Raw genomic sequence first — 16,836 nt, 5'->3', positions numbered from 1 at the left:
AAAATTGAATCAAAAAAGCTATGGCATTTAAAAAGAATAGAAAACTTAACAACGACTTTAACAAAGTCACTATTAGCTTGGCTTCTCCGGAATCTATATTGGAGTCTTCACATGGTGAAGTAACTCAACCGGAGACGATTAACTACAGGACTTACAAACCTGAAATGGGTGGTTTGTTCTGTGAAAGAATCTTTGGTCCGGTTAAGGACTGGGAATGTCATTGTGGAAAATATAAGAGAATCAGATATAAAGGCATTATCTGCGACCGATGTGGTGTTGAAGTAACTGAGAAGAAGGTTCGTAGAGAAAGAATGGGACACATCGAATTGGTGGTTCCTGTTGCTCATATCTGGTATTTCAAATCGCTTCCTAATAAAATAGGATACCTTCTTGGCTTGCCAACTAAGAAGCTGGATCAGATTATCTATTATGAAAGATATGTTGTGATTCAGCCTGGTATCAAAGAAGAGGAAGGCATCAGCTACATGGATTTCTTGACTGAGGATGAGTATCTGGATATCCTGGATAAACTACCTCGTGAGAATCAAATGTTGGATGATGATGATCCACAGAAATTCATCGCGAAAATGGGTGCTGAAGCACTTGAGATGTTGCTATCCAGATTGAATCTGGACGAGATGTCTTATGCTCTTCGTCACCAGGCAGCTACTGATACTTCTCAGCAGAGAAAGGCTGAAGCCTTGAAAAGACTGAGAGTAGTAGAAGCTTTCCGTGATGCCAAAACCAGAATTGAAAACCGTCCTGAGTGGATGATCATCAAAATGGTACCGGTTATTCCACCGGAATTGAGACCATTGGTGCCATTGGATGGTGGTAGATTTGCTACCTCAGATTTGAACGATCTGTATAGAAGAGTAATCATTAGAAACAACCGTTTGAAGCGTCTCATCGATATTAAGGCACCTGAGGTGATTTTGAGAAACGAGAAGCGTATGCTTCAGGAGGCTGTTGACTCACTCTTCGATAACTCAAGAAAAGTAAATGCAGTAAGATCAGATGGTAACAGAGCCCTGAAATCTTTGAGTGATATGCTTAAAGGTAAGCAAGGTCGTTTCCGTCAGAACCTACTGGGTAAAAGGGTTGACTACTCTGGCCGTTCGGTTATTGTTGTAGGTCCTGAATTGAAGCTACATGAGTGTGGTCTTCCCAAGGACATGGCAGCTGAGCTTTTCAAGCCATTCATTATCAGAAAGCTGATAGAGAGAGGCATTGTTAAGACAGTTAAGTCGGCCAAGAAAATTGTAGACAGAAAAGATCCTGTAGTTTGGGATATCCTTGAAAACGTATTGAAAGGACACCCTGTATTGCTCAACCGTGCTCCAACATTGCACAGATTGGGTATTCAGGCCTTCCAGCCAAAACTGATTGAAGGTAAAGCTATTCAGTTGCACCCCTTAGTATGTACAGCCTTCAACGCTGACTTTGACGGTGACCAGATGGCTGTTCACGTTCCTCTTGGACACGATGCTGTATTGGAAGCCAGCATGTTGATGCTTTCTTCTCACAACATCCTGAACCCTGCAAACGGAGCTCCTATTACAGTACCTTCTCAAGACATGGTTTTGGGTCTGTATTATGTAACTAAGGGAAGAAGGTCTACTGATGACTTCAAAGTTGCAGGTGAGGGTATGAGATTCTATTCTGCTGAAGAAGTAATCATTGCATTGAATGAGGGCAGACTATCTAAGCATGCTTACATTCATGTAAAGACCAAAGTTCGTGAAAATGAGGAGTTGGTAGAAAAGACTATCGAAACGGTAGCTGGTAGAGTACTGTTCAACCAGACAGTGCCTGAGCAGGTAGGTTTCGTTAATGAGCTATTGACTAAAAAGAAACTACAGAAGATCATTCAAAATGTAGTTAATATCTGTGGTGTAGCTGAGACAGCAAGATTCCTTGATGATATCAAAGAACTTGGTTTCCAGACAGCTTTCCAGGGTGGTCTTTCAATGGGTCTTGATGATATTCACATTCCTGAGAATAAAGACGGACTGATTGAAAGCGCCAAAGAAGAGGTAGATGCTGTTTGGCAAAACTACCTGATGGGTCTTATCACGGATAATGAAAGATATAACCAGGTAATTGATATCTGGACTCGTGTAAATACCAGATTGACTAACGGATTGATGCAGGAGATGGAGGAAGACCGTCAGGGCTTTAACTCAATCTACATGATGATGCACTCAGGAGCTCGTGGTTCAAGAGAGCAGATTCGTCAGTTAGGTGGTATGAGAGGTTTGATGGCTAAGCCACAGAAAAACCTTGCAGGTTCTGTGGGTGCCATTATCGAAAACCCGATCCTTTCCAACTTTAAAGAAGGTCTGGATGTACTCGAGTACTTTATCTCTACACACGGTGCACGTAAAGGTCTTGCCGATACAGCCTTGAAAACAGCTGATGCTGGTTACCTGACCAGACGTCTGGTAGACGTTGCACAGGATTGTGTGGTGAATGAAGAAGATTGTGGAACACTCAGAGGTCTTACAGTATCTGCTTTGAAGGACAACGAAGATGTTGTTGAAGCACTTTCTGAAAGAATCCTTGGTAGAGTATCAGTTCACGATATATATGATCCAATTACCGAAGAACTGATCATTGCATCAGGTGAAGAATTCACTGAGAAAATTGCTGAGCAATTGGATGAGTCAGCAATTGAAGATGTAGAGATCAGATCAGTATTGACTTGTGAATCTAAGAGAGGTGTTTGTTCCAAATGTTATGGTAGAAACTTATCTACCAACAAGATGGTACAAAAAGGTGAAGCTGTAGGTGTAATTGCTGCTCAGTCAATTGGTGAGCCAGGTACTCAGCTTACACTAAGAACCTTCCACGTGGGTGGTACTGCATCTAACATTGCAGTAGATGCCATGATTCAGGCTAAATTCGATGGTGTTATCCAATTCGAAGAGCTGAGATCATTGCCAACTACCGATGATGAAGGCAACAAGATCAATATTGTAATGGGACGTACCGGTGAGATTCAGGTGATTGATCCTAAATCTAAGAAAGTATTGATCTCTAACCACGTGCCTTATGGTGCTGTATTGAAAGTCAAAGAGGGAGATAAAGTTGAAAAGGGTCAGGAACTTTGTAAGTGGGATCCGTACAACGCTGTAATCCTTTCTGAATTTGATGGTACTATCGACTTCGAATCCATTGAAGAAGGTATTACTTACAAAGAAGAGTTCGATGAGCAGACAGGTCACAGAGAGAAAGTAATTACAGATACTAAAGACAAGAACAAGAACCCTGCGGTGATTGTGAACTATAAGGATGACTCTAAGTCATACAACATTCCGGTAGGAGCTCACTTGTCAGTAGATATCGGAGATAAAGTTAAAGTTGGTCAGCCACTGGCTAAGATTCCAAGAACCATGGGTAAATCGAGAGATATTACCGGGGGTCTACCAAGAGTAACGGAATTATTCGAGGCCAGAAACCCATCTAACCCGGCAGTAGTGTCTGAGATTGATGGTGTGGTAACTTACGGTGGTATTAAGAGAGGTAACCGAGAAATCTTCATTGAGTCTAAGGACGGTGTGAAGAAGAAATACATGGTGCCACTTTCTAAGCACATCCTTGTTCAGGATAATGACTTTGTGAGAGCAGGTTATCCTTTGTCAGATGGAGCTATTACTCCAAATGATATCCTTAACATTCAAGGACCAACAGCTGTACAGGAGTATCTTGTGAATGAAATTCAGGAGGTATACCGACTTCAAGGTGTGAAGATCAATGATAAGCACATTGAAGTAATTGTTAAGCAAATGATGCAGAAGGTTGAAATCATCGATGCAGGTGATACACAGTTCCTTCCAGGTCAGGTAGCAGATAAGTTCGTCTTCATGGAAGAGAACGATTCTATCCTTGACATGAAGGTGGTATCTGAAGCCGGTGACTCTGAAAATCTGAAGCCAGGTCAGATCGTAACTCCTAGAGAATTGAGAGATGAAAACTCAAGCTTGAAGAGACGCGATTTGAAACTGGTAGAGGTGAGAGATGCACAACCAGCAGTATCTAAACCTAAATTGCAGGGTATTACTCAGGCATCTTTGGGTACAGATAGCTTCATTTCTGCAGCATCATTCCAGGAAACTACCAAAGTATTGAGTGAAGCCTCTATTAAAGGTAAAGCCGATACCTTGAATGGACTGAAGGAGAACGTGATCGTAGGTCACTTGATTCCTGCAGGTACCGGAATGAGAGAGTATGATGACCTGATTGTAGGTAGCAAAGAAGAGCTCGAAAGACTCGAAGCTGCTCAGCAGGCTTATCACTCAGAAACAGAGCAAAGCGTAGAACTTTAAGCAATGGCTGAAAAGGACGAGCAAAAGCAACAGAACCAGTTAAATATTGAGCTTTCAGAAGAAATTGCTGAAGGCCAGTATGTGAACCTGGCAATGATTGCCCACTCGAACAGCGAGTTTGTGATCGATTTTATTAAGATGATGCCTGGCGTTCCAAAAGCTAAGGTAAAGTCGAGAATCGTGATCACTCCGGAACATGCCAAGCGTTTGCTATACGCCCTGAAAGACAATATCGACAAGTTCGAAAGCCATTTCGGGGAAATTAAGCAGGCCGATGCTCCTCCCAAGTTTCCGATGAATTTCGGAGGCACTGTTGGAGAAGCTTAAAGGACTCAAATGAGATCATATAAAAGGGTTACTTTGGTAACCCTTTTTTCTTGTCAGAAGCCTAAAATACAGTCGGTTGACAGTCGGAAACGGGTTCGTTTTTATTTGATAGCAACTGTTTGTTTACAAAACTTCTTTCACTACCTTTGCAGTCCAAAATTTGTAACTAGGAAAAATAAAATCTAAAATTCTGTAAATGCCTACTATACAACAACTAGTAAGAAAGGGCCGTAAAAAATTGACTTCCAAGTCGAAGTCTCCAGCTTTGGATAGCTGCCCACAGAGAAGAGGGGTTTGTACTAGGGTGTATACAACTACTCCAAAGAAACCTAACTCAGCTATGAGAAAAGTAGCAAGGGTAAGGTTAACTAACGGAAAAGAAGTGAACGCCTACATCCCTGGTGAAGGTCACAACCTTCAGGAACACTCAATTGTACTCATCAGAGGAGGTAGAGTAAAAGACCTTCCGGGTGTAAGATATCACATCATCCGTGGTGCCTTGGATACTGCCGGTGTGAATGGTCGTCTGCAAAGAAGATCTAAATACGGTGCAAAAAGACCAAAAGATAAAAAATAAGATAACGCTATTATATAATGAGAAAAGCTAAACCAAAGAAGAGATATATTCTTCCTGACCCGAAGTTCGGAGATACTTTGGTGACAAAGTTCGTGAACTACCTTATGGTGGATGGTAAGAAGAGTATTGCCTACGGAATTTTCTATGATGCAGTGGCATTGGTAGAAAAGCGTACTGGTGAGAATGGTCTTGAGACTTGGAAAAAAGCATTGAGTAACATCATGCCTTCTGTCGAAGTAAAGTCAAGGAGAGTTGGTGGAGCCACCTTCCAGGTGCCTACCGAAGTTAGACCTGCCAGAAAAACATCACTAGGAATTAAGTGGATGATCTCTTTCGCCAGAAAGAGAGGTGAGAAAACCATGACTGAGAGATTGGCCGGAGAGATTGTTGCAGCTTCTAAAGGAGAAGGTGGAGCAGTGAAGAAGAAGGATGATACTCACAGAATGGCAGAAGCAAACAAAGCATTTTCACATTTTAGATTTTAATTCCTAAACTAATCATGGCAAGAGATTTAAGATTAACTCGGAATATTGGTATCGCTGCGCACATCGATGCCGGAAAGACCACTACTACCGAGCGTATCCTATATTATACTGGTGTTTCACACAAAATTGGTGAGGTTCACGATGGTGCTGCCACCATGGACTGGATGGAGCAAGAGCAGGAGAGAGGTATTACCATTACTTCTGCAGCGACTACAGTTTTCTGGCCTTACAAAGGTGACGAATACCACATCAACATTATTGACACTCCTGGTCACGTTGACTTTACCGTTGAGGTAAACAGATCACTTCGTGTATTGGATGGTCTTGTGTTCTTGTTCTCTGCGGTTGACGGTGTTGAGCCTCAGTCTGAGACCAACTGGAGACTGGCAGATAACTATAAAGTTGCTCGTTTGGGCTTCGTGAACAAGATGGACCGTGCTGGTGCTGACTTCTTGAACGTGTGTAAGCAGGTGAAAGAAATGTTGGGTACTAAAGCTGTGCCTCTTCAGTTACCAATTGGTGCTGAGGATACATTCAAAGGAGTAGTTGACCTTGTTGAGAACATTGCTATCGTATGGAACGAAGACGATATGGGTATGACCTATAGCGAAATCGAAATTCCTGCAGATATGGTAGACGATGTGGCTGAGTACAGAGAATACTTGTTGGAGGCTATCGCTGAGTACGATGATACATTGATGGAGAAATTCTTCGATGATCCGGATTCAATTACTAAAGACGAGATTCTTGCTGCTCTAAGACAAGCTACTATCAACTTGGACTTTGTTCCAATGCTTTGTGGTTCTGCTTTCAAAAACAAGGGTGTTCAGTCAATGCTGAACTACGTGATGGAATTACTTCCTTCACCACTTGATAGAGATAACATTGTAGGAACTGATCCTGATACTGAAGAGAAGATTTCAAGAAAGCCAGATCCGAACGGTCCGTTTGCTGCTTTGGCCTTCAAAATTGCAACTGACCCATTCGTAGGTCGTCTTTGCTTTGTGAGGTCTTATTCAGGTATGCTTGATTCAGGTTCTTATGTGTACAATACAAGAACCAGTAAGAAAGAAAGAATTTCAAGAATCTTCCAGATGCACGCAAACAAGCAGAATGCTATTGATAGCCTTCATGCGGGTGATATTGCTGCTGTGGTAGGATTTAAAGATATCAAAACCGGAGATACACTGTGTGACGAGAAACACAAGATCGTTCTTGAATCTATGGTGTTCCCGGATCCTGTAATCGGTTATGCTATTGAGCCTAAGACTCAGGCTGATGTTGATAAACTAGGTATGGCTATCGCTAAGTTGGTAGAAGAAGATCCAACTTTGACGGTGAATACTGACGAAGAAACCGGACAGACTATTCTTAGAGGTATGGGTGAGCTTCACCTGGATATTATCATGGATCGTCTGAAAAGAGAATTCAAGGTAGAGGTGAACCAAGGTGCTCCTCAGGTAGCTTACAAAGAGTCTATCAACTCTAACGTTGAGCACAAAGAGGTTTATAAGAAGCAAACTGGTGGTAAAGGTAAGTTCGCAGATATCGTATTCGAATTGAGCCCTGCTGACGATGAGTTCGAAGGTTTAGGACTTCAGTTTGTAAATGGTATTGTTGGTGGTGTAATTCCAAAGGAATTTATCCCTGCTATCGAGAAGGGCTTCAAGTCAGCGATGGACAATGGTCCATTGGCCGGCTATCCAATCGAGAGAATGAAAGTGAGACTATTCCACGGTTCATTCCACGATGTGGATTCAGATGCACTTTCATTTGAAATGGCAGCCAGACTTGGATTCAAAGAAGCGGCTAGAAAAGCTGCTCCAAGATTGATGGAGCCAATTATGTCAGTTGATGTAGTTACTCCTGATGAGTATACTGGTTCAATTACCGGTGACTTGAACAGAAGAAGAGGTATTATGAAAGGTATGGATACCAAAGGTACTTCAACTGTTGTTAAAGCGAGTGTTCCTCTTTCAGAACTATTCGGTTATGTAACTGACTTGAGAACAATGTCTTCAGGTAGAGCAACTGCTTCATTGACATTCTCTCACTATGATGTTGTTCCGAATAACATTGCTGAAGAGGTTATCAAAAAGTCAAAAGGAGAATAAGCTGTAAATTTTAATAGAATGACACAGAAGATTAGAATCAAATTGAAATCATACGATCACAACCTGGTGGATAAGTCATCTGAGAAGATCGTGAGAGCTGTGAAAACAACTGGTGCTATTGTTAGCGGTCCTATTCCGTTGCCAACAGTTAAGGAGAAATTTACAGTATTGAGATCGCCACACGTGAACAAGAAGTCTCGTGAGCAATTTCAGCTTTGTACTTACAAGAGATTGGTAGATATCTACTCATCTAGTGCAAAGACTGTTGATGCTTTGATGAAACTTGAGTTGCCGTCTGGTGTTGATGTAGAGATCAAGGTGTAATCATACACCCTAAAATAAAGTGAAAGGCCACTCTGGTAAGGGTGGTCTTTTTTATTACTGAATTTCTAGTGATTGAGAGAAATTGTCGGTACTGAATTGGTAGGAAAAATAAGGAAAATCAGGTTGTCTGCGTGGTTTCCGGAGAGTCTAAGCTGGAAGAGCTAAATGTCTGAGAAAAAACTACATCTAATTTTTGTAGCACCCTTGTCTTCCACAATTAATTCTCTATCTTTGCAGTCCGTTTCTCGGAAGCGCTAGATATATAGTGCTTAAAATGAAATAAAAGATGTCTGGAATAATCGGAAAAAAAATCGGAATGACTAGCATCTATGGTGCCGATGGACAAAATGTCGCATGCACGGTTATAGAAGCTGGTCCTTGCGTAGTGACGCAAGTAAAAAATGAAGAAACAGACGGATACAGGGCTGTACAACTTGCTTATGGAGAGCGTAAAGAAAAGAATACGCCAAATGCGTTAAAAGGCCATTTTAAAAAGGCTAATACAACGCCAAAGCAAGAGGTTGTTGAGTTTCGAGATTTCCGTGAAGAATTCGAAGATAAAGTCGTTCTGGGTAACGTCATCAACGTGAGTGATGTGTTCGTAGAAGGCGATTTTGTTGATGCGATTGGAACCTCTAAAGGTAAGGGTTTCCAGGGGGTTGTTAAAAGACACGGCTTCGGTGGTGTTGGACAGGCAACTCACGGTCAGCACAACAGAATGAGAGCTCCGGGTTCTATTGGTGGTGCCTCTTATCCTGCAAGAGTATTTAAAGGTACTCGTATGGCGGGTAGAATGGGTAACGACAGAGTGAAGGTTTTGAACCTGAAAGTGATGAAAGTTATGCCTGAAAAGAACCTCATTGTAGTGAGTGGTTCTATTCCGGGTGCTAAGAATTCAATCGTAGTACTAGAGAAATAAGAAGATGGAGATTGCAGTATTAAAAAATAGTGGAGAAGACACTGGAAGGAAAGTAAATCTTTCAGACGATATCTTCGGTATTGAGCCTAACGATCACGCCATCTACCTGGATGTAAAGCAGTACCTGGCTAACCAACGTCAGGGTACGCACAAGTCCAAGGAAAGAAATGAAATCGCTGGTTCTACGAAAAAGATAAAAAGACAAAAGGGTACTGGTACAGCCAGAGCTGGTAGTATTAAGTCTCCTGTTTTCAGAGGTGGTGGTCGAGTATTCGGTCCTCAGCCTAGAGACTACAGCTTCAAGCTAAACAAGAAGTTGAAAACTCTTGCCAGAAAGTCTGCATTGGCTTATAAGGCTAAAGATAATGGAGTAGTAGTCCTTGAAGATCTTTCTTTCGAGGCTCCTAAGACCAAAGAGTTTATCAAAGTGCTTAATGGTTTATCTGTAGCTGATAAGAAGACGCTTTTGGTTCTTCCTGAGTCTAACAAGAACGTAGTTCTTTCAGGAAGGAATATTAAGAATGCTAAAATAACTACGGCTGACTCTTTGAACACCTATGATGTGTTGAACGCTGATAGCCTATTGATTAGCGAGAGTTCAATTGAAAAGCTTGAAAACCTTCTAAAGTAATTTGAGATGAGTGTTTTAAAGAAGCCATTAGTTACAGAGAAAGTTTCAGCCTTAAACGAAAAAGGTAAGTACGGTTTTATTGTAGACCTGAACGCTAATAAAGTTGAGATTAAGAAGGCTGTTGAAGATATGTACGGTGTAACTGTAGAGGATGTAAATACCATGAAGTATCAGGGTAAAAACAAGTCGCGTTACACAAAGTCCAGAGTAATAGCTGGAAGAGCGAATTCATTTAAGAAAGCAATTGTAACTGTTGCTGAAGGAGAGGTAATCGATTTTTACAGCGGCATTTAATTGAAGTAAGATGGGTGTAAAGAAATTAAGACCAATGACCCCAGGCACTAGAGGCCGTATAGCTCCAGACTTTGCTGATGTTACTGCATCAGCTCCTGAAAAGTCTTTGCTTGCTCCTTTGAAAAGATCTGGTGGTAGAAATAATACCGGTAAAATGACCATGCGCTATATTGGTGGTGGTCACAAAAAGAAACTGAGAGTTGTTGATTTCAAAAGAGACAAGTTCGAGGTTCCGGCAACTGTTAAAAGTATTGAGTACGATCCGTCTAGAAGTGCACGTGTTGCATTGCTTTATTACGCTGACGGTGAGAAGAGATATATCATTGCTCCTCAGGGATTGAAAGTAGGCCAGCAAGTAATTTCTGGCGAAGCGGTAGCTCCTGAGGTAGGTAATGCACTTCCATTAGCAAAGATTCCTTTAGGTACTATCGTTCACAACGTAGAGTTCAAACCTGGTAAGGGAGCTGCTTTGGCAAGAAGTGCTGGTTCTTATGTTCAATTGGTTGCGAGAGAAGGTAAATATGCTACTGTGAAGCTTCCTTCTGGTGAGATGAGAAATATCCTTTCTTCTTGCCTGGCAACAATTGGTTCAGTAGGTAATGCTGAGCACATGAACGTGAGGTTAGGTAAAGCTGGTAGAAACAGATGGTTAGGAAGAAGACCTAGAGTAAGAGGTGTTGTAATGAACCCGGTCGATCACCCAATGGGTGGTGGTGAAGGTAGATCATCTGGAGGTCACCCAAGATCAAGAAAGGGCCTTTATGCTAAAGGTCAGAAAACCAGAACACCTAAGAAATATTCGAATAGACTAATAATCGGTAAAAAGAAATAATCTAGCATGGCACGTTCATTAAAAAAAGGACCATATATCGATTTTAGATTGGCAAATAAGGTTGAGACTATGGAAGCGTCTGGCAAAAAGTCAGTCATCAAAACCTGGTCAAGAAGATCTATGATCTCACCTGATTTCATCGGTCATACCTTTGCTGTACATAATGGAAATAAATTTATCCCTGTGTTTGTTACTGAAAACATGGTAGGTCACAAACTGGGTGAATTTGCTCCAACCAGAAACTTTAGAGGTCACATTGCTAAAAAAGACAAGAAGAGATAATGGAAGCAGTTGCAAAACTTAATAATGTTCCTACTTCTCCTCGTAAGATGAGAATGGTCGCTGATATGATCAGAGGCGAGCGCGTGAATACTGCGTTGAACATCTTAAAATTTGAGCCGAAGGAAGGTGCTGCTAGACTTCAGAAATTGTTGCTTTCAGCAATCTCTAACTGGCAATCTAAAAACGAAGACGAAAGACTGGAAGACGCTGATCTGTATATTAAGGAGATTCGTGTTGACGGTGGTAGAATCTTGAAGAGATTGAGGCCTGCACCACAGGGTAGAGCTCACAGAATTAGAAAAAGATCAAATCATGTAACTATCGTTGTTGCTTCTAAGAATGCAGCCGAAGTTACCGCTGAGGAAGTAGTTAATAACGAAACTGATAATTAAAAACAGATGGGACAAAAAGTTAACCCTGTTGGTTTCAGATTAGGAGTTGTACGTGGCTGGGATTCTAGCTGGTACGGTGGAAAAGACTTCTCTGATAAACTGGTGGAAGATCAGGAAATCAGAAAATATATCGATGCCCGAATTCCTAAAGGTGGTATCTCAAAGGTTATCATTGAGAGAACTATCAAGAGAATCACAATTACTGTTCACACTGCCAGACCTGGTGTTGTGATTGGTAAAGGAGGGCAAGAAGTTGATCGTATTAAAGAAGAGTTGAAAAAATTGACCGGCAAAGACGTTCAAATCAACATCTTCGAAATCAAGAGACCTGAGCTTGATGCTAAATTGGTAGGTGAGTCAATCGCTCAACAATTACAGGCAAGAATCTCTTACAGAAGAGCTATGAAGCAGGCAATTGCTTCTGCGATTCGTGTAGGTGCTCAAGGAATCAAAGTGAAATGTTCTGGTAGACTTGGTGGTGCTGAAATGGCACGAACTGAGATGTATAAAGAGGGAAGAATTCCTTTACATACGCTAAGAGCAGATATTGATTATGCTATCTCTGAGGCCGATACTGTTTACGGTAAAATCGGTATCAAAGTCTGGATCTTCAAAGGTGAAGTTTACGGTAAGAGAGATCTTTCTCCTAACGTAGGCATCTCTAACCAAATGGGTGGTGGAGACAGAAGATCTGGTGGTGGTAGAAGACCAAACAGAAATAAAAAGAAGTAACCCAACTGTAAAAAGGAGAGAAGATGTTACAGCCAAAAAGAACGAAGTTTAGAAAAATGCAGAAAGGTCGCGTTAAAGGCGTGGCTGGACGCGGACATAGCTTGGCATTCGGAACCTTCGGTATCAAGTCTCTTGAGCCGGGTTGGATTACTAGCCGCCAAATCGAGGCCGCTCGTATTGCAATGACAAGAGCAATGAAGAGAGAAGGTCAGGTATGGATCAGAATTTTCCCAGACAAACCAATCACCAGTAAACCTGCTGAGGTAAGGATGGGTAAAGGTAAAGGTGCACCAGATTACTGGGTAGCTGTTATAAAGCCTGGTACTGTGCTTTTCGAAGCGGCAGGCGTGAATATTGAATTGGCGAAAGAAGCCTTGAGACTAGCTGCTCAGAAGTTGCCTCTTTCAACCAAGTTTGTTGTACGTAGAGATTACGTGGGATAATTATGAAAAATTCAGAAATCAAAGCGCTCACTGTAGAAGAGCTTAGAGAAAAGATAAATACGGAAGTTAGCGGTCTGCAGAAGCTTAATTTTGCTCATGCTATTTCTCCGATTGAAAATCCTATGAAAATCAGACACAGCAAGCGTCTGATTGCAAGATTGAAAACTGAGTTAAGGGCTAAGGAACTTGCTAACTGATATAAGCATGGAGACCAGAAATCTTAGAAAAGAAAGAGTCGGTGTTGTAACCAGTAACAAAATGGATAAGACCATTACAGTTGCTGTTCAAAGAAGAGAGAAACACCCGATCTATGGTAAGTTTGTTAAGAAGACAACAAAATTTGCCGCTCATGACGAAAAGAATGATTGCGGTATCGGTGATACTGTGAAAATCATGGAGACTCGTCCGCTGAGTAAAAACAAGCGTTGGAGACTAGTAGAAATTATTGAAAGAGCCAAGTAATCATGATTAGACAGGAATCAAGACTAAGCGTAGCCGATAACAGTGGTGCCAAAGAGGTGCTCTGTATTCGTGTACTTGGTGGTACTAAGAAAAAGTACGCCACAGTAGGTGATAAGATTGTGGTCTCTGTAAAATCTGCTCACTCATCTAGTAACCTCAAAAAAGGTACAGTTTCAAAAGCTGTTATCGTGAGAACTAAGAAGGAAGTGAGAAGAAAAGACGGATCTTATATTCGTTTCGAAGACAATGCTGCAGTATTACTGAACAACAACGATGAGCCAAGAGGAACTCGTATGTTCGGACCTGTAGCCAGAGAGTTGCGTGAAAAGCAATTCATGAAAATCGTTTCATTAGCCCCTGAAGTACTATAATTATGACACAGGCTACAAAACTTCATATCAGAAAAGGAGACAAGGTAAAAGTTCTTTCTGGTAACTATAAAGGAAAAGAAGGTGAAGTACTGGAAGTTAACACTGCCAAGTACAGAGCCATCGTGAAGGGTGTAAATATGGTATCTAAGCATATCAAACCTTCAGCTTCTAATCCTAATGGTGGTATTGAAAAAACAGAAGCTTCTATCCATATTTCTAACCTTATGGTAGTAGATCCATCTACTGGAGATGCAACAAGAATTGGTAGAAAAGCTGATGAAAACGGAAAACTAGTTAGATACGCAAAAAAATCTGGGGAGGTAATTAAAAATGGCTAGTCCGAGATTAAAAGAAATATACAGCAAGGACATTGTTCCTGCGCTGAAGGAGAAATTCCAGTATTCAAGCATCATGCAGGTACCTAAGATTACTAAAGTAGTAATCAATAAGGGTATTGGTGCCGCTGTGGCTGATAAGAAATTAGTAGATGTAGGTGTTGAGGAATTGACTACCATCACTGGTCAGCAGGCCGTTCCTACAGTAGCTAAGAACTCAATCTCGAACTTTAAGTTGAGAGATGGTATGCCTATCGGAGCTAAGGTTACCTTGAGAGGTGACAAGATGTACGAATTCATCGATAGACTTTTGAATATTGCTCTTCCTCGTGTAAGAGACTTTAGAGGAGTGAAAGACAAAGGTTTTGACGGAAGAGGTAATTATACTTTAGGAGTTAAAGAGCAAATCATCTTCCCTGAGATCTCTATCGATAAAGTGAACAAAATCACCGGTATGGACATTACGTTCGTTACCACAGCAAATACTGACGAAGAAAGTTATGAGTTGCTAAGGGCTATGGGAATGCCTTTTGCATCTGGTAAAAAACAAAACTAATTATGGCAAGAGAAGCAGTAAAAGCTAGAGAAAGAAAAAGAGAAAAACTCGTTGCTCGCTATGCCGAGAAAAGAGCCAGGCTAAAGGCCGAAGGCGATTACGAGGGTCTTGATAAGTTGCCTAGAAATGCGTCTCCAGTGAGACTTCACAACAGATGTAAGCTTACCGGAAGACCTAAGGGTTACATGCGTAAGTTTGGTATCTCTAGGGTTACTTTCAGAGAAATGGCTTCTGCAGGAAAAATTCCTGGAGTGACCAAAGCAAGCTGGTAATCTTTCTTTTTTATAACAGAAAAAAATTAATACCTTTGCAGGCCGGTTTCGGCCGGAAGGTATTTAACATTTTATAAAAGGGCATACCTGGGTGATATCGCCAGGATGTCAGCGTTTAAAAGGCGTAAAACAATTGAAAAATGACTGATCCAATAGCAGATTATCTGACGCGTTTAAGAAACGCAATCAAAGCTAAGCACAGAGTGATCGAGATTCCTGCTTCTAAATTGAAGAAGGAAATGACCAAAGTGCTTTTCGACAAAGGCTACATCTTGAACTATAAGTTCGAAGATGATGGTGTTCAGGGTAAGATTAAAATCGCCTTGAAATACAATCAGCGTACTAAAGAACCAGCTATCATTAAGTTGGAGAGAATCAGTAAACCTGGTTTGAGAAAGTATGCAGGTGCTGAAGAGCTTCCAAGAGTATTGAATGGTCTTGGTATTGCTATCATCTCTACTTCTAAAGGTATTATGACCGATAAAGAAGCGAGAACACAGCACATTGGTGGGGAAATATTGTGTCACGTATACTAGAATATAGATAGATGTCACGAATTGGTAATAAACCGATTGCTCTTCCTTCAGGCGTATCTGTAGACGTAGCCGGAAACACGGTTACTGTTAAAGGACCAAAGGGAGAATTGTCTAGGGAGTTAGATCCTGATTTCAAAGTAACTGTTGAAGACGGTGTCTTAACAGTAGTAAGACCAACAGATCAGAAGAGACACAAATCTCTTCATGGCCTTTACAGAGCCCTGATCAATAATATGGTTATTGGTGTTAACGAAGGTTACTCCAAAGAACTGGAACTAGTGGGTGTAGGTTATAAGGCCGCTGTTGCGAATAATGTATTGGAGCTTAACCTGGGTTATTCTCACAGTATTTATCTCCAGGTTCCTCAAGAGGTTTCTGCTGATGCCAAGATGGAGAAAGGTAAGAACCCAATCGTTACTTTGAATAGTAGCGATAAAGAACTAATTGGACAAGTAGCTGCTCAGATCAGATCATTGAGAAAAATTGAACCTTACAAAGGTAAAGGTATCAAATTCGTTGGTGAGAAGATTAGAAGAAAAGCTGGTAAAACTGCTTCTAAATAAAGGGAATCATGGCTATTAGTAACAGTAGACTTAGAATCAAAAGGGGAATCAGAAAGAAGATTTCCGGTACGGCAGCAAGGCCTAGAATCTCTGTATTCAAGAGTAATACAAGAATATATGCACAAATCATTGATGATGAGCAAGGACATACAATTGTATCTGCATCATCTGCTGAGTTAGGTGCCAAGAAAAACACTAACATTGAAGTGGCTAAAGAGGTTGGAAAGAAACTTGCTGAAAAAGCAGCTGCCAGTGGAATTAGTGAAGTAGTATTTGATAGAAACGGATATATCTACCACGGTAAAGTGAAAGCTTTGGCAGATGGAGCCAGAGAAGGTGGTCTTAAATTTTAATAAGAGATGACACAAAAAATGAACAGAGTTAAGGCTAGTGACATCGACTTGAAAGAAAAAGTTGTTGCCATTAAGCGTGTGGCCAAAGTAGTTAAAGGTGGTAGAAGATTCAGTTTCTCTGCAATTGTTGTTGTAGGTGACGGTAACGGTGTTGTAGGTTACGGATTGGGTAAAGCCAACGAGGTAACTGACGCTATCACCAAAGGTATAGATGATGCTAAGAAGAATTTGGTAGAAGTACCTGTATTTAAAGGTACTGTACCTCATGAAGCACTCGGTAAATTCGGTGGAGGTTTTGTATTGGTGAAGCCAGCTTCTGAAGGTACTGGTGTAATTGCCGGTGGTGCAATGCGTGCTGTTTTTGAATCAGCAGGTGTGCACAACGTGTTGGCAAAATCAAAGGGTTCTTCTAACCCGCACAACGTAGTGAAAGCAACTTTCGATGCATTATTGCAAATGAGAGATCCTTACACTGTAGCGGAGCAAAGAGGTGTTGAATTGGATAAAGTTTTTAACGGGTAAGAACAATGGCTAAGGTTATTATTACACAAACTAGAAGTACCATCGACCGACCTGAAAAACAAAAGAGAACTATTCAGGCCCTCGGCTTAGGTAAAATCAACCGATCTGTAGAAGTTGAAATGACTCCTCAGATTGCTGGTATGATCGATAAAGTAAATCACCTTGTATCTGTAAAGGAAGCATAAG

The 16,836-nt window shown here is 41.2% G+C and carries 25 protein-coding genes; all 25 read left to right on the top strand.

Annotation, left to right across the window (positions count from 1 at the left end; translation table 11 throughout):
• The first annotated feature begins 20 nt into the window (after window positions 1-20).
• Window positions 21-4,328, top strand: a complete 4,308-nt coding sequence (rpoC, locus tag ACOOEY_RS06715; RefSeq protein WP_420387906.1) for a DNA-directed RNA polymerase subunit beta' — start codon at window positions 21-23, stop codon at window positions 4,326-4,328.
• 3 nt (window positions 4,329-4,331) lie between these two features.
• Window positions 4,332-4,655: a DUF3467 domain-containing protein gene (locus ACOOEY_RS06710; RefSeq protein WP_420387905.1), complete on the top strand. Its 324-nt coding sequence runs from the start codon at window positions 4,332-4,334 to the stop codon at window positions 4,653-4,655.
• Between the two features lie 196 nt (window positions 4,656-4,851).
• Window positions 4,852-5,232, top strand: coding sequence for a 30S ribosomal protein S12 (gene rpsL / locus ACOOEY_RS06705; protein WP_068221218.1), 381 nt, complete (start codon window positions 4,852-4,854; stop codon window positions 5,230-5,232).
• A gap of 17 nt (window positions 5,233-5,249) precedes the next feature.
• The gene (gene rpsG, locus ACOOEY_RS06700; protein WP_420387904.1) at window positions 5,250-5,717 is read left to right on the top strand and encodes a 30S ribosomal protein S7; all 468 of its coding nucleotides are present in this window, start codon (window positions 5,250-5,252) and stop codon (window positions 5,715-5,717) included.
• 14 nt (window positions 5,718-5,731) lie between these two features.
• Window positions 5,732-7,831 carry an elongation factor G gene (fusA, locus tag ACOOEY_RS06695; protein WP_420387903.1) on the top strand — a complete coding sequence of 700 codons (2,100 nt, stop codon included), beginning with the start codon at window positions 5,732-5,734 and terminating at the stop codon, window positions 7,829-7,831.
• Window positions 7,832-7,849: 18 nt separating this feature from the next.
• Complete coding sequence (rpsJ, locus tag ACOOEY_RS06690) at window positions 7,850-8,155, top strand: 30S ribosomal protein S10 (RefSeq protein ID WP_068221223.1); 306 nt, start codon at window positions 7,850-7,852, stop codon at window positions 8,153-8,155.
• Window positions 8,156-8,441: 286 nt separating this feature from the next.
• Window positions 8,442-9,074 carry a 50S ribosomal protein L3 gene (rplC, locus tag ACOOEY_RS06685; protein ID WP_420387902.1) on the top strand — a complete coding sequence of 211 codons (633 nt, stop codon included), beginning with the start codon at window positions 8,442-8,444 and terminating at the stop codon, window positions 9,072-9,074.
• 4 nt (window positions 9,075-9,078) lie between these two features.
• Entirely contained in the window at window positions 9,079-9,705 is a 627-nt protein-coding gene (rplD, locus tag ACOOEY_RS06680; RefSeq protein WP_420387901.1) for a 50S ribosomal protein L4, read from the top strand.
• A 6-nt stretch (window positions 9,706-9,711) separates the two neighbouring features.
• On the top strand, window positions 9,712-9,999 hold the full coding sequence (gene rplW, locus ACOOEY_RS06675) for a 50S ribosomal protein L23 (RefSeq protein WP_420387900.1): 288 nt from the start codon (window positions 9,712-9,714) through the stop codon (window positions 9,997-9,999).
• A 10-nt stretch (window positions 10,000-10,009) separates the two neighbouring features.
• Window positions 10,010-10,831, top strand: a complete 822-nt coding sequence (gene rplB / locus ACOOEY_RS06670) for a 50S ribosomal protein L2 (RefSeq protein ID WP_420387899.1) — start codon at window positions 10,010-10,012, stop codon at window positions 10,829-10,831.
• A 6-nt stretch (window positions 10,832-10,837) separates the two neighbouring features.
• Window positions 10,838-11,113, top strand: coding sequence for a 30S ribosomal protein S19 (gene rpsS / locus ACOOEY_RS06665; RefSeq protein ID WP_420387898.1), 276 nt, complete (start codon window positions 10,838-10,840; stop codon window positions 11,111-11,113).
• Window positions 11,113-11,505: a 50S ribosomal protein L22 gene (gene rplV / locus ACOOEY_RS06660; RefSeq protein WP_420387897.1), complete on the top strand. Its 393-nt coding sequence runs from the start codon at window positions 11,113-11,115 to the stop codon at window positions 11,503-11,505. The genes rpsS and rplV overlap by 1 nt, the downstream gene beginning before the upstream one ends.
• A gap of 6 nt (window positions 11,506-11,511) precedes the next feature.
• Complete coding sequence (gene rpsC, locus ACOOEY_RS06655; protein ID WP_420387896.1) at window positions 11,512-12,237, top strand: 30S ribosomal protein S3; 726 nt, start codon at window positions 11,512-11,514, stop codon at window positions 12,235-12,237.
• A 23-nt stretch (window positions 12,238-12,260) separates the two neighbouring features.
• Window positions 12,261-12,680, top strand: a complete 420-nt coding sequence (rplP, locus tag ACOOEY_RS06650; RefSeq protein ID WP_420387895.1) for a 50S ribosomal protein L16 — start codon at window positions 12,261-12,263, stop codon at window positions 12,678-12,680.
• A gap of 2 nt (window positions 12,681-12,682) precedes the next feature.
• Window positions 12,683-12,877: a 50S ribosomal protein L29 gene (rpmC, locus tag ACOOEY_RS06645; RefSeq protein ID WP_420387894.1), complete on the top strand. Its 195-nt coding sequence runs from the start codon at window positions 12,683-12,685 to the stop codon at window positions 12,875-12,877.
• 7 nt (window positions 12,878-12,884) lie between these two features.
• Window positions 12,885-13,142, top strand: a complete 258-nt coding sequence (gene rpsQ, locus ACOOEY_RS06640; RefSeq protein WP_420387893.1) for a 30S ribosomal protein S17 — start codon at window positions 12,885-12,887, stop codon at window positions 13,140-13,142.
• Between the two features lie 2 nt (window positions 13,143-13,144).
• Entirely contained in the window at window positions 13,145-13,513 is a 369-nt protein-coding gene (rplN, locus tag ACOOEY_RS06635) for a 50S ribosomal protein L14 (protein WP_068221245.1), read from the top strand.
• Between the two features lie 2 nt (window positions 13,514-13,515).
• Window positions 13,516-13,851 (top strand): 50S ribosomal protein L24, encoded by a 336-nt coding sequence (gene rplX / locus ACOOEY_RS06630; protein ID WP_420387892.1) that lies wholly within the window; start codon window positions 13,516-13,518, stop codon window positions 13,849-13,851.
• Complete coding sequence (gene rplE, locus ACOOEY_RS06625) at window positions 13,844-14,404, top strand: 50S ribosomal protein L5 (RefSeq protein WP_420387891.1); 561 nt, start codon at window positions 13,844-13,846, stop codon at window positions 14,402-14,404. Before rplX ends, rplE begins: the two co-directional genes overlap by 8 nt.
• A gap of 2 nt (window positions 14,405-14,406) precedes the next feature.
• Window positions 14,407-14,676 carry a 30S ribosomal protein S14 gene (gene rpsN, locus ACOOEY_RS06620; RefSeq protein WP_068221251.1) on the top strand — a complete coding sequence of 90 codons (270 nt, stop codon included), beginning with the start codon at window positions 14,407-14,409 and terminating at the stop codon, window positions 14,674-14,676.
• 140 nt (window positions 14,677-14,816) lie between these two features.
• Window positions 14,817-15,212, top strand: a complete 396-nt coding sequence (rpsH, locus tag ACOOEY_RS06615) for a 30S ribosomal protein S8 (protein WP_420387890.1) — start codon at window positions 14,817-14,819, stop codon at window positions 15,210-15,212.
• Between the two features lie 11 nt (window positions 15,213-15,223).
• Window positions 15,224-15,775 carry a 50S ribosomal protein L6 gene (rplF, locus tag ACOOEY_RS06610; protein WP_420387889.1) on the top strand — a complete coding sequence of 184 codons (552 nt, stop codon included), beginning with the start codon at window positions 15,224-15,226 and terminating at the stop codon, window positions 15,773-15,775.
• 8 nt (window positions 15,776-15,783) lie between these two features.
• Complete coding sequence (gene rplR, locus ACOOEY_RS06605) at window positions 15,784-16,128, top strand: 50S ribosomal protein L18 (RefSeq protein ID WP_420387888.1); 345 nt, start codon at window positions 15,784-15,786, stop codon at window positions 16,126-16,128.
• 18 nt (window positions 16,129-16,146) lie between these two features.
• A complete protein-coding gene (gene rpsE / locus ACOOEY_RS06600) occupies window positions 16,147-16,650 on the top strand; it encodes a 30S ribosomal protein S5 (protein ID WP_420387887.1) in 504 nt (167 codons plus the stop codon).
• A 5-nt stretch (window positions 16,651-16,655) separates the two neighbouring features.
• Window positions 16,656-16,835 (top strand): 50S ribosomal protein L30, encoded by a 180-nt coding sequence (gene rpmD / locus ACOOEY_RS06595; RefSeq protein ID WP_420387886.1) that lies wholly within the window; start codon window positions 16,656-16,658, stop codon window positions 16,833-16,835.
• Window position 16,836 lies beyond the last annotated feature (1 nt).

It is taken from the genome of Roseivirga sp., assembly GCF_965216855.1.
Lineage (GTDB): Bacteria > Bacteroidota > Bacteroidia > Cytophagales > Cyclobacteriaceae > Roseivirga.
Note: the sequence above shows the minus strand (reverse complement) of the source record. Positions and strands in the feature narration are given on the sequence as shown.

What these genes read in the sequence shown, in the direction of transcription:
- rpsN (WP_068221251.1), top strand. Translation starts at nt 14,407, where the DNA reads ATGGCAAGAGAAGCAGTAAAAGCTAGAGAAAGAAAAAGAGAAAAACTC.
- rplX (WP_420387892.1), top strand. Translation starts at nt 13,516, where the DNA reads ATGACACAGGCTACAAAACTTCATATCAGAAAAGGAGACAAGGTAAAA.
- rpsQ (WP_420387893.1), top strand. Translation starts at nt 12,885, where the DNA reads ATGGAGACCAGAAATCTTAGAAAAGAAAGAGTCGGTGTTGTAACCAGT.
- rpsL (WP_068221218.1), top strand. Translation starts at nt 4,852, where the DNA reads ATGCCTACTATACAACAACTAGTAAGAAAGGGCCGTAAAAAATTGACT.
- rplD (WP_420387901.1), top strand. Translation starts at nt 9,079, where the DNA reads ATGGAGATTGCAGTATTAAAAAATAGTGGAGAAGACACTGGAAGGAAA.
- rpsJ (WP_068221223.1), top strand. Translation starts at nt 7,850, where the DNA reads ATGACACAGAAGATTAGAATCAAATTGAAATCATACGATCACAACCTG.
- rplV (WP_420387897.1), top strand. Translation starts at nt 11,113, where the DNA reads ATGGAAGCAGTTGCAAAACTTAATAATGTTCCTACTTCTCCTCGTAAG.
- rpsS (WP_420387898.1), top strand. Translation starts at nt 10,838, where the DNA reads ATGGCACGTTCATTAAAAAAAGGACCATATATCGATTTTAGATTGGCA.
- rplP (WP_420387895.1), top strand. Translation starts at nt 12,261, where the DNA reads ATGTTACAGCCAAAAAGAACGAAGTTTAGAAAAATGCAGAAAGGTCGC.
- rpmC (WP_420387894.1), top strand. Translation starts at nt 12,683, where the DNA reads ATGAAAAATTCAGAAATCAAAGCGCTCACTGTAGAAGAGCTTAGAGAA.
- rplF (WP_420387889.1), top strand. Translation starts at nt 15,224, where the DNA reads ATGTCACGAATTGGTAATAAACCGATTGCTCTTCCTTCAGGCGTATCT.
- rpmD (WP_420387886.1), top strand. Translation starts at nt 16,656, where the DNA reads ATGGCTAAGGTTATTATTACACAAACTAGAAGTACCATCGACCGACCT.
- rpsH (WP_420387890.1), top strand. Translation starts at nt 14,817, where the DNA reads ATGACTGATCCAATAGCAGATTATCTGACGCGTTTAAGAAACGCAATC.
- rplN (WP_068221245.1), top strand. Translation starts at nt 13,145, where the DNA reads ATGATTAGACAGGAATCAAGACTAAGCGTAGCCGATAACAGTGGTGCC.
- ACOOEY_RS06710 (WP_420387905.1), top strand. Translation starts at nt 4,332, where the DNA reads ATGGCTGAAAAGGACGAGCAAAAGCAACAGAACCAGTTAAATATTGAG.
- fusA (WP_420387903.1), top strand. Translation starts at nt 5,732, where the DNA reads ATGGCAAGAGATTTAAGATTAACTCGGAATATTGGTATCGCTGCGCAC.
- rpoC (WP_420387906.1), top strand. Translation starts at nt 21, where the DNA reads ATGGCATTTAAAAAGAATAGAAAACTTAACAACGACTTTAACAAAGTC.
- rpsE (WP_420387887.1), top strand. Translation starts at nt 16,147, where the DNA reads ATGAACAGAGTTAAGGCTAGTGACATCGACTTGAAAGAAAAAGTTGTT.
- rplC (WP_420387902.1), top strand. Translation starts at nt 8,442, where the DNA reads ATGTCTGGAATAATCGGAAAAAAAATCGGAATGACTAGCATCTATGGT.
- rplR (WP_420387888.1), top strand. Translation starts at nt 15,784, where the DNA reads ATGGCTATTAGTAACAGTAGACTTAGAATCAAAAGGGGAATCAGAAAG.
- rplE (WP_420387891.1), top strand. Translation starts at nt 13,844, where the DNA reads ATGGCTAGTCCGAGATTAAAAGAAATATACAGCAAGGACATTGTTCCT.
- rplB (WP_420387899.1), top strand. Translation starts at nt 10,010, where the DNA reads ATGGGTGTAAAGAAATTAAGACCAATGACCCCAGGCACTAGAGGCCGT.
- rpsC (WP_420387896.1), top strand. Translation starts at nt 11,512, where the DNA reads ATGGGACAAAAAGTTAACCCTGTTGGTTTCAGATTAGGAGTTGTACGT.
- rpsG (WP_420387904.1), top strand. Translation starts at nt 5,250, where the DNA reads ATGAGAAAAGCTAAACCAAAGAAGAGATATATTCTTCCTGACCCGAAG.
- rplW (WP_420387900.1), top strand. Translation starts at nt 9,712, where the DNA reads ATGAGTGTTTTAAAGAAGCCATTAGTTACAGAGAAAGTTTCAGCCTTA.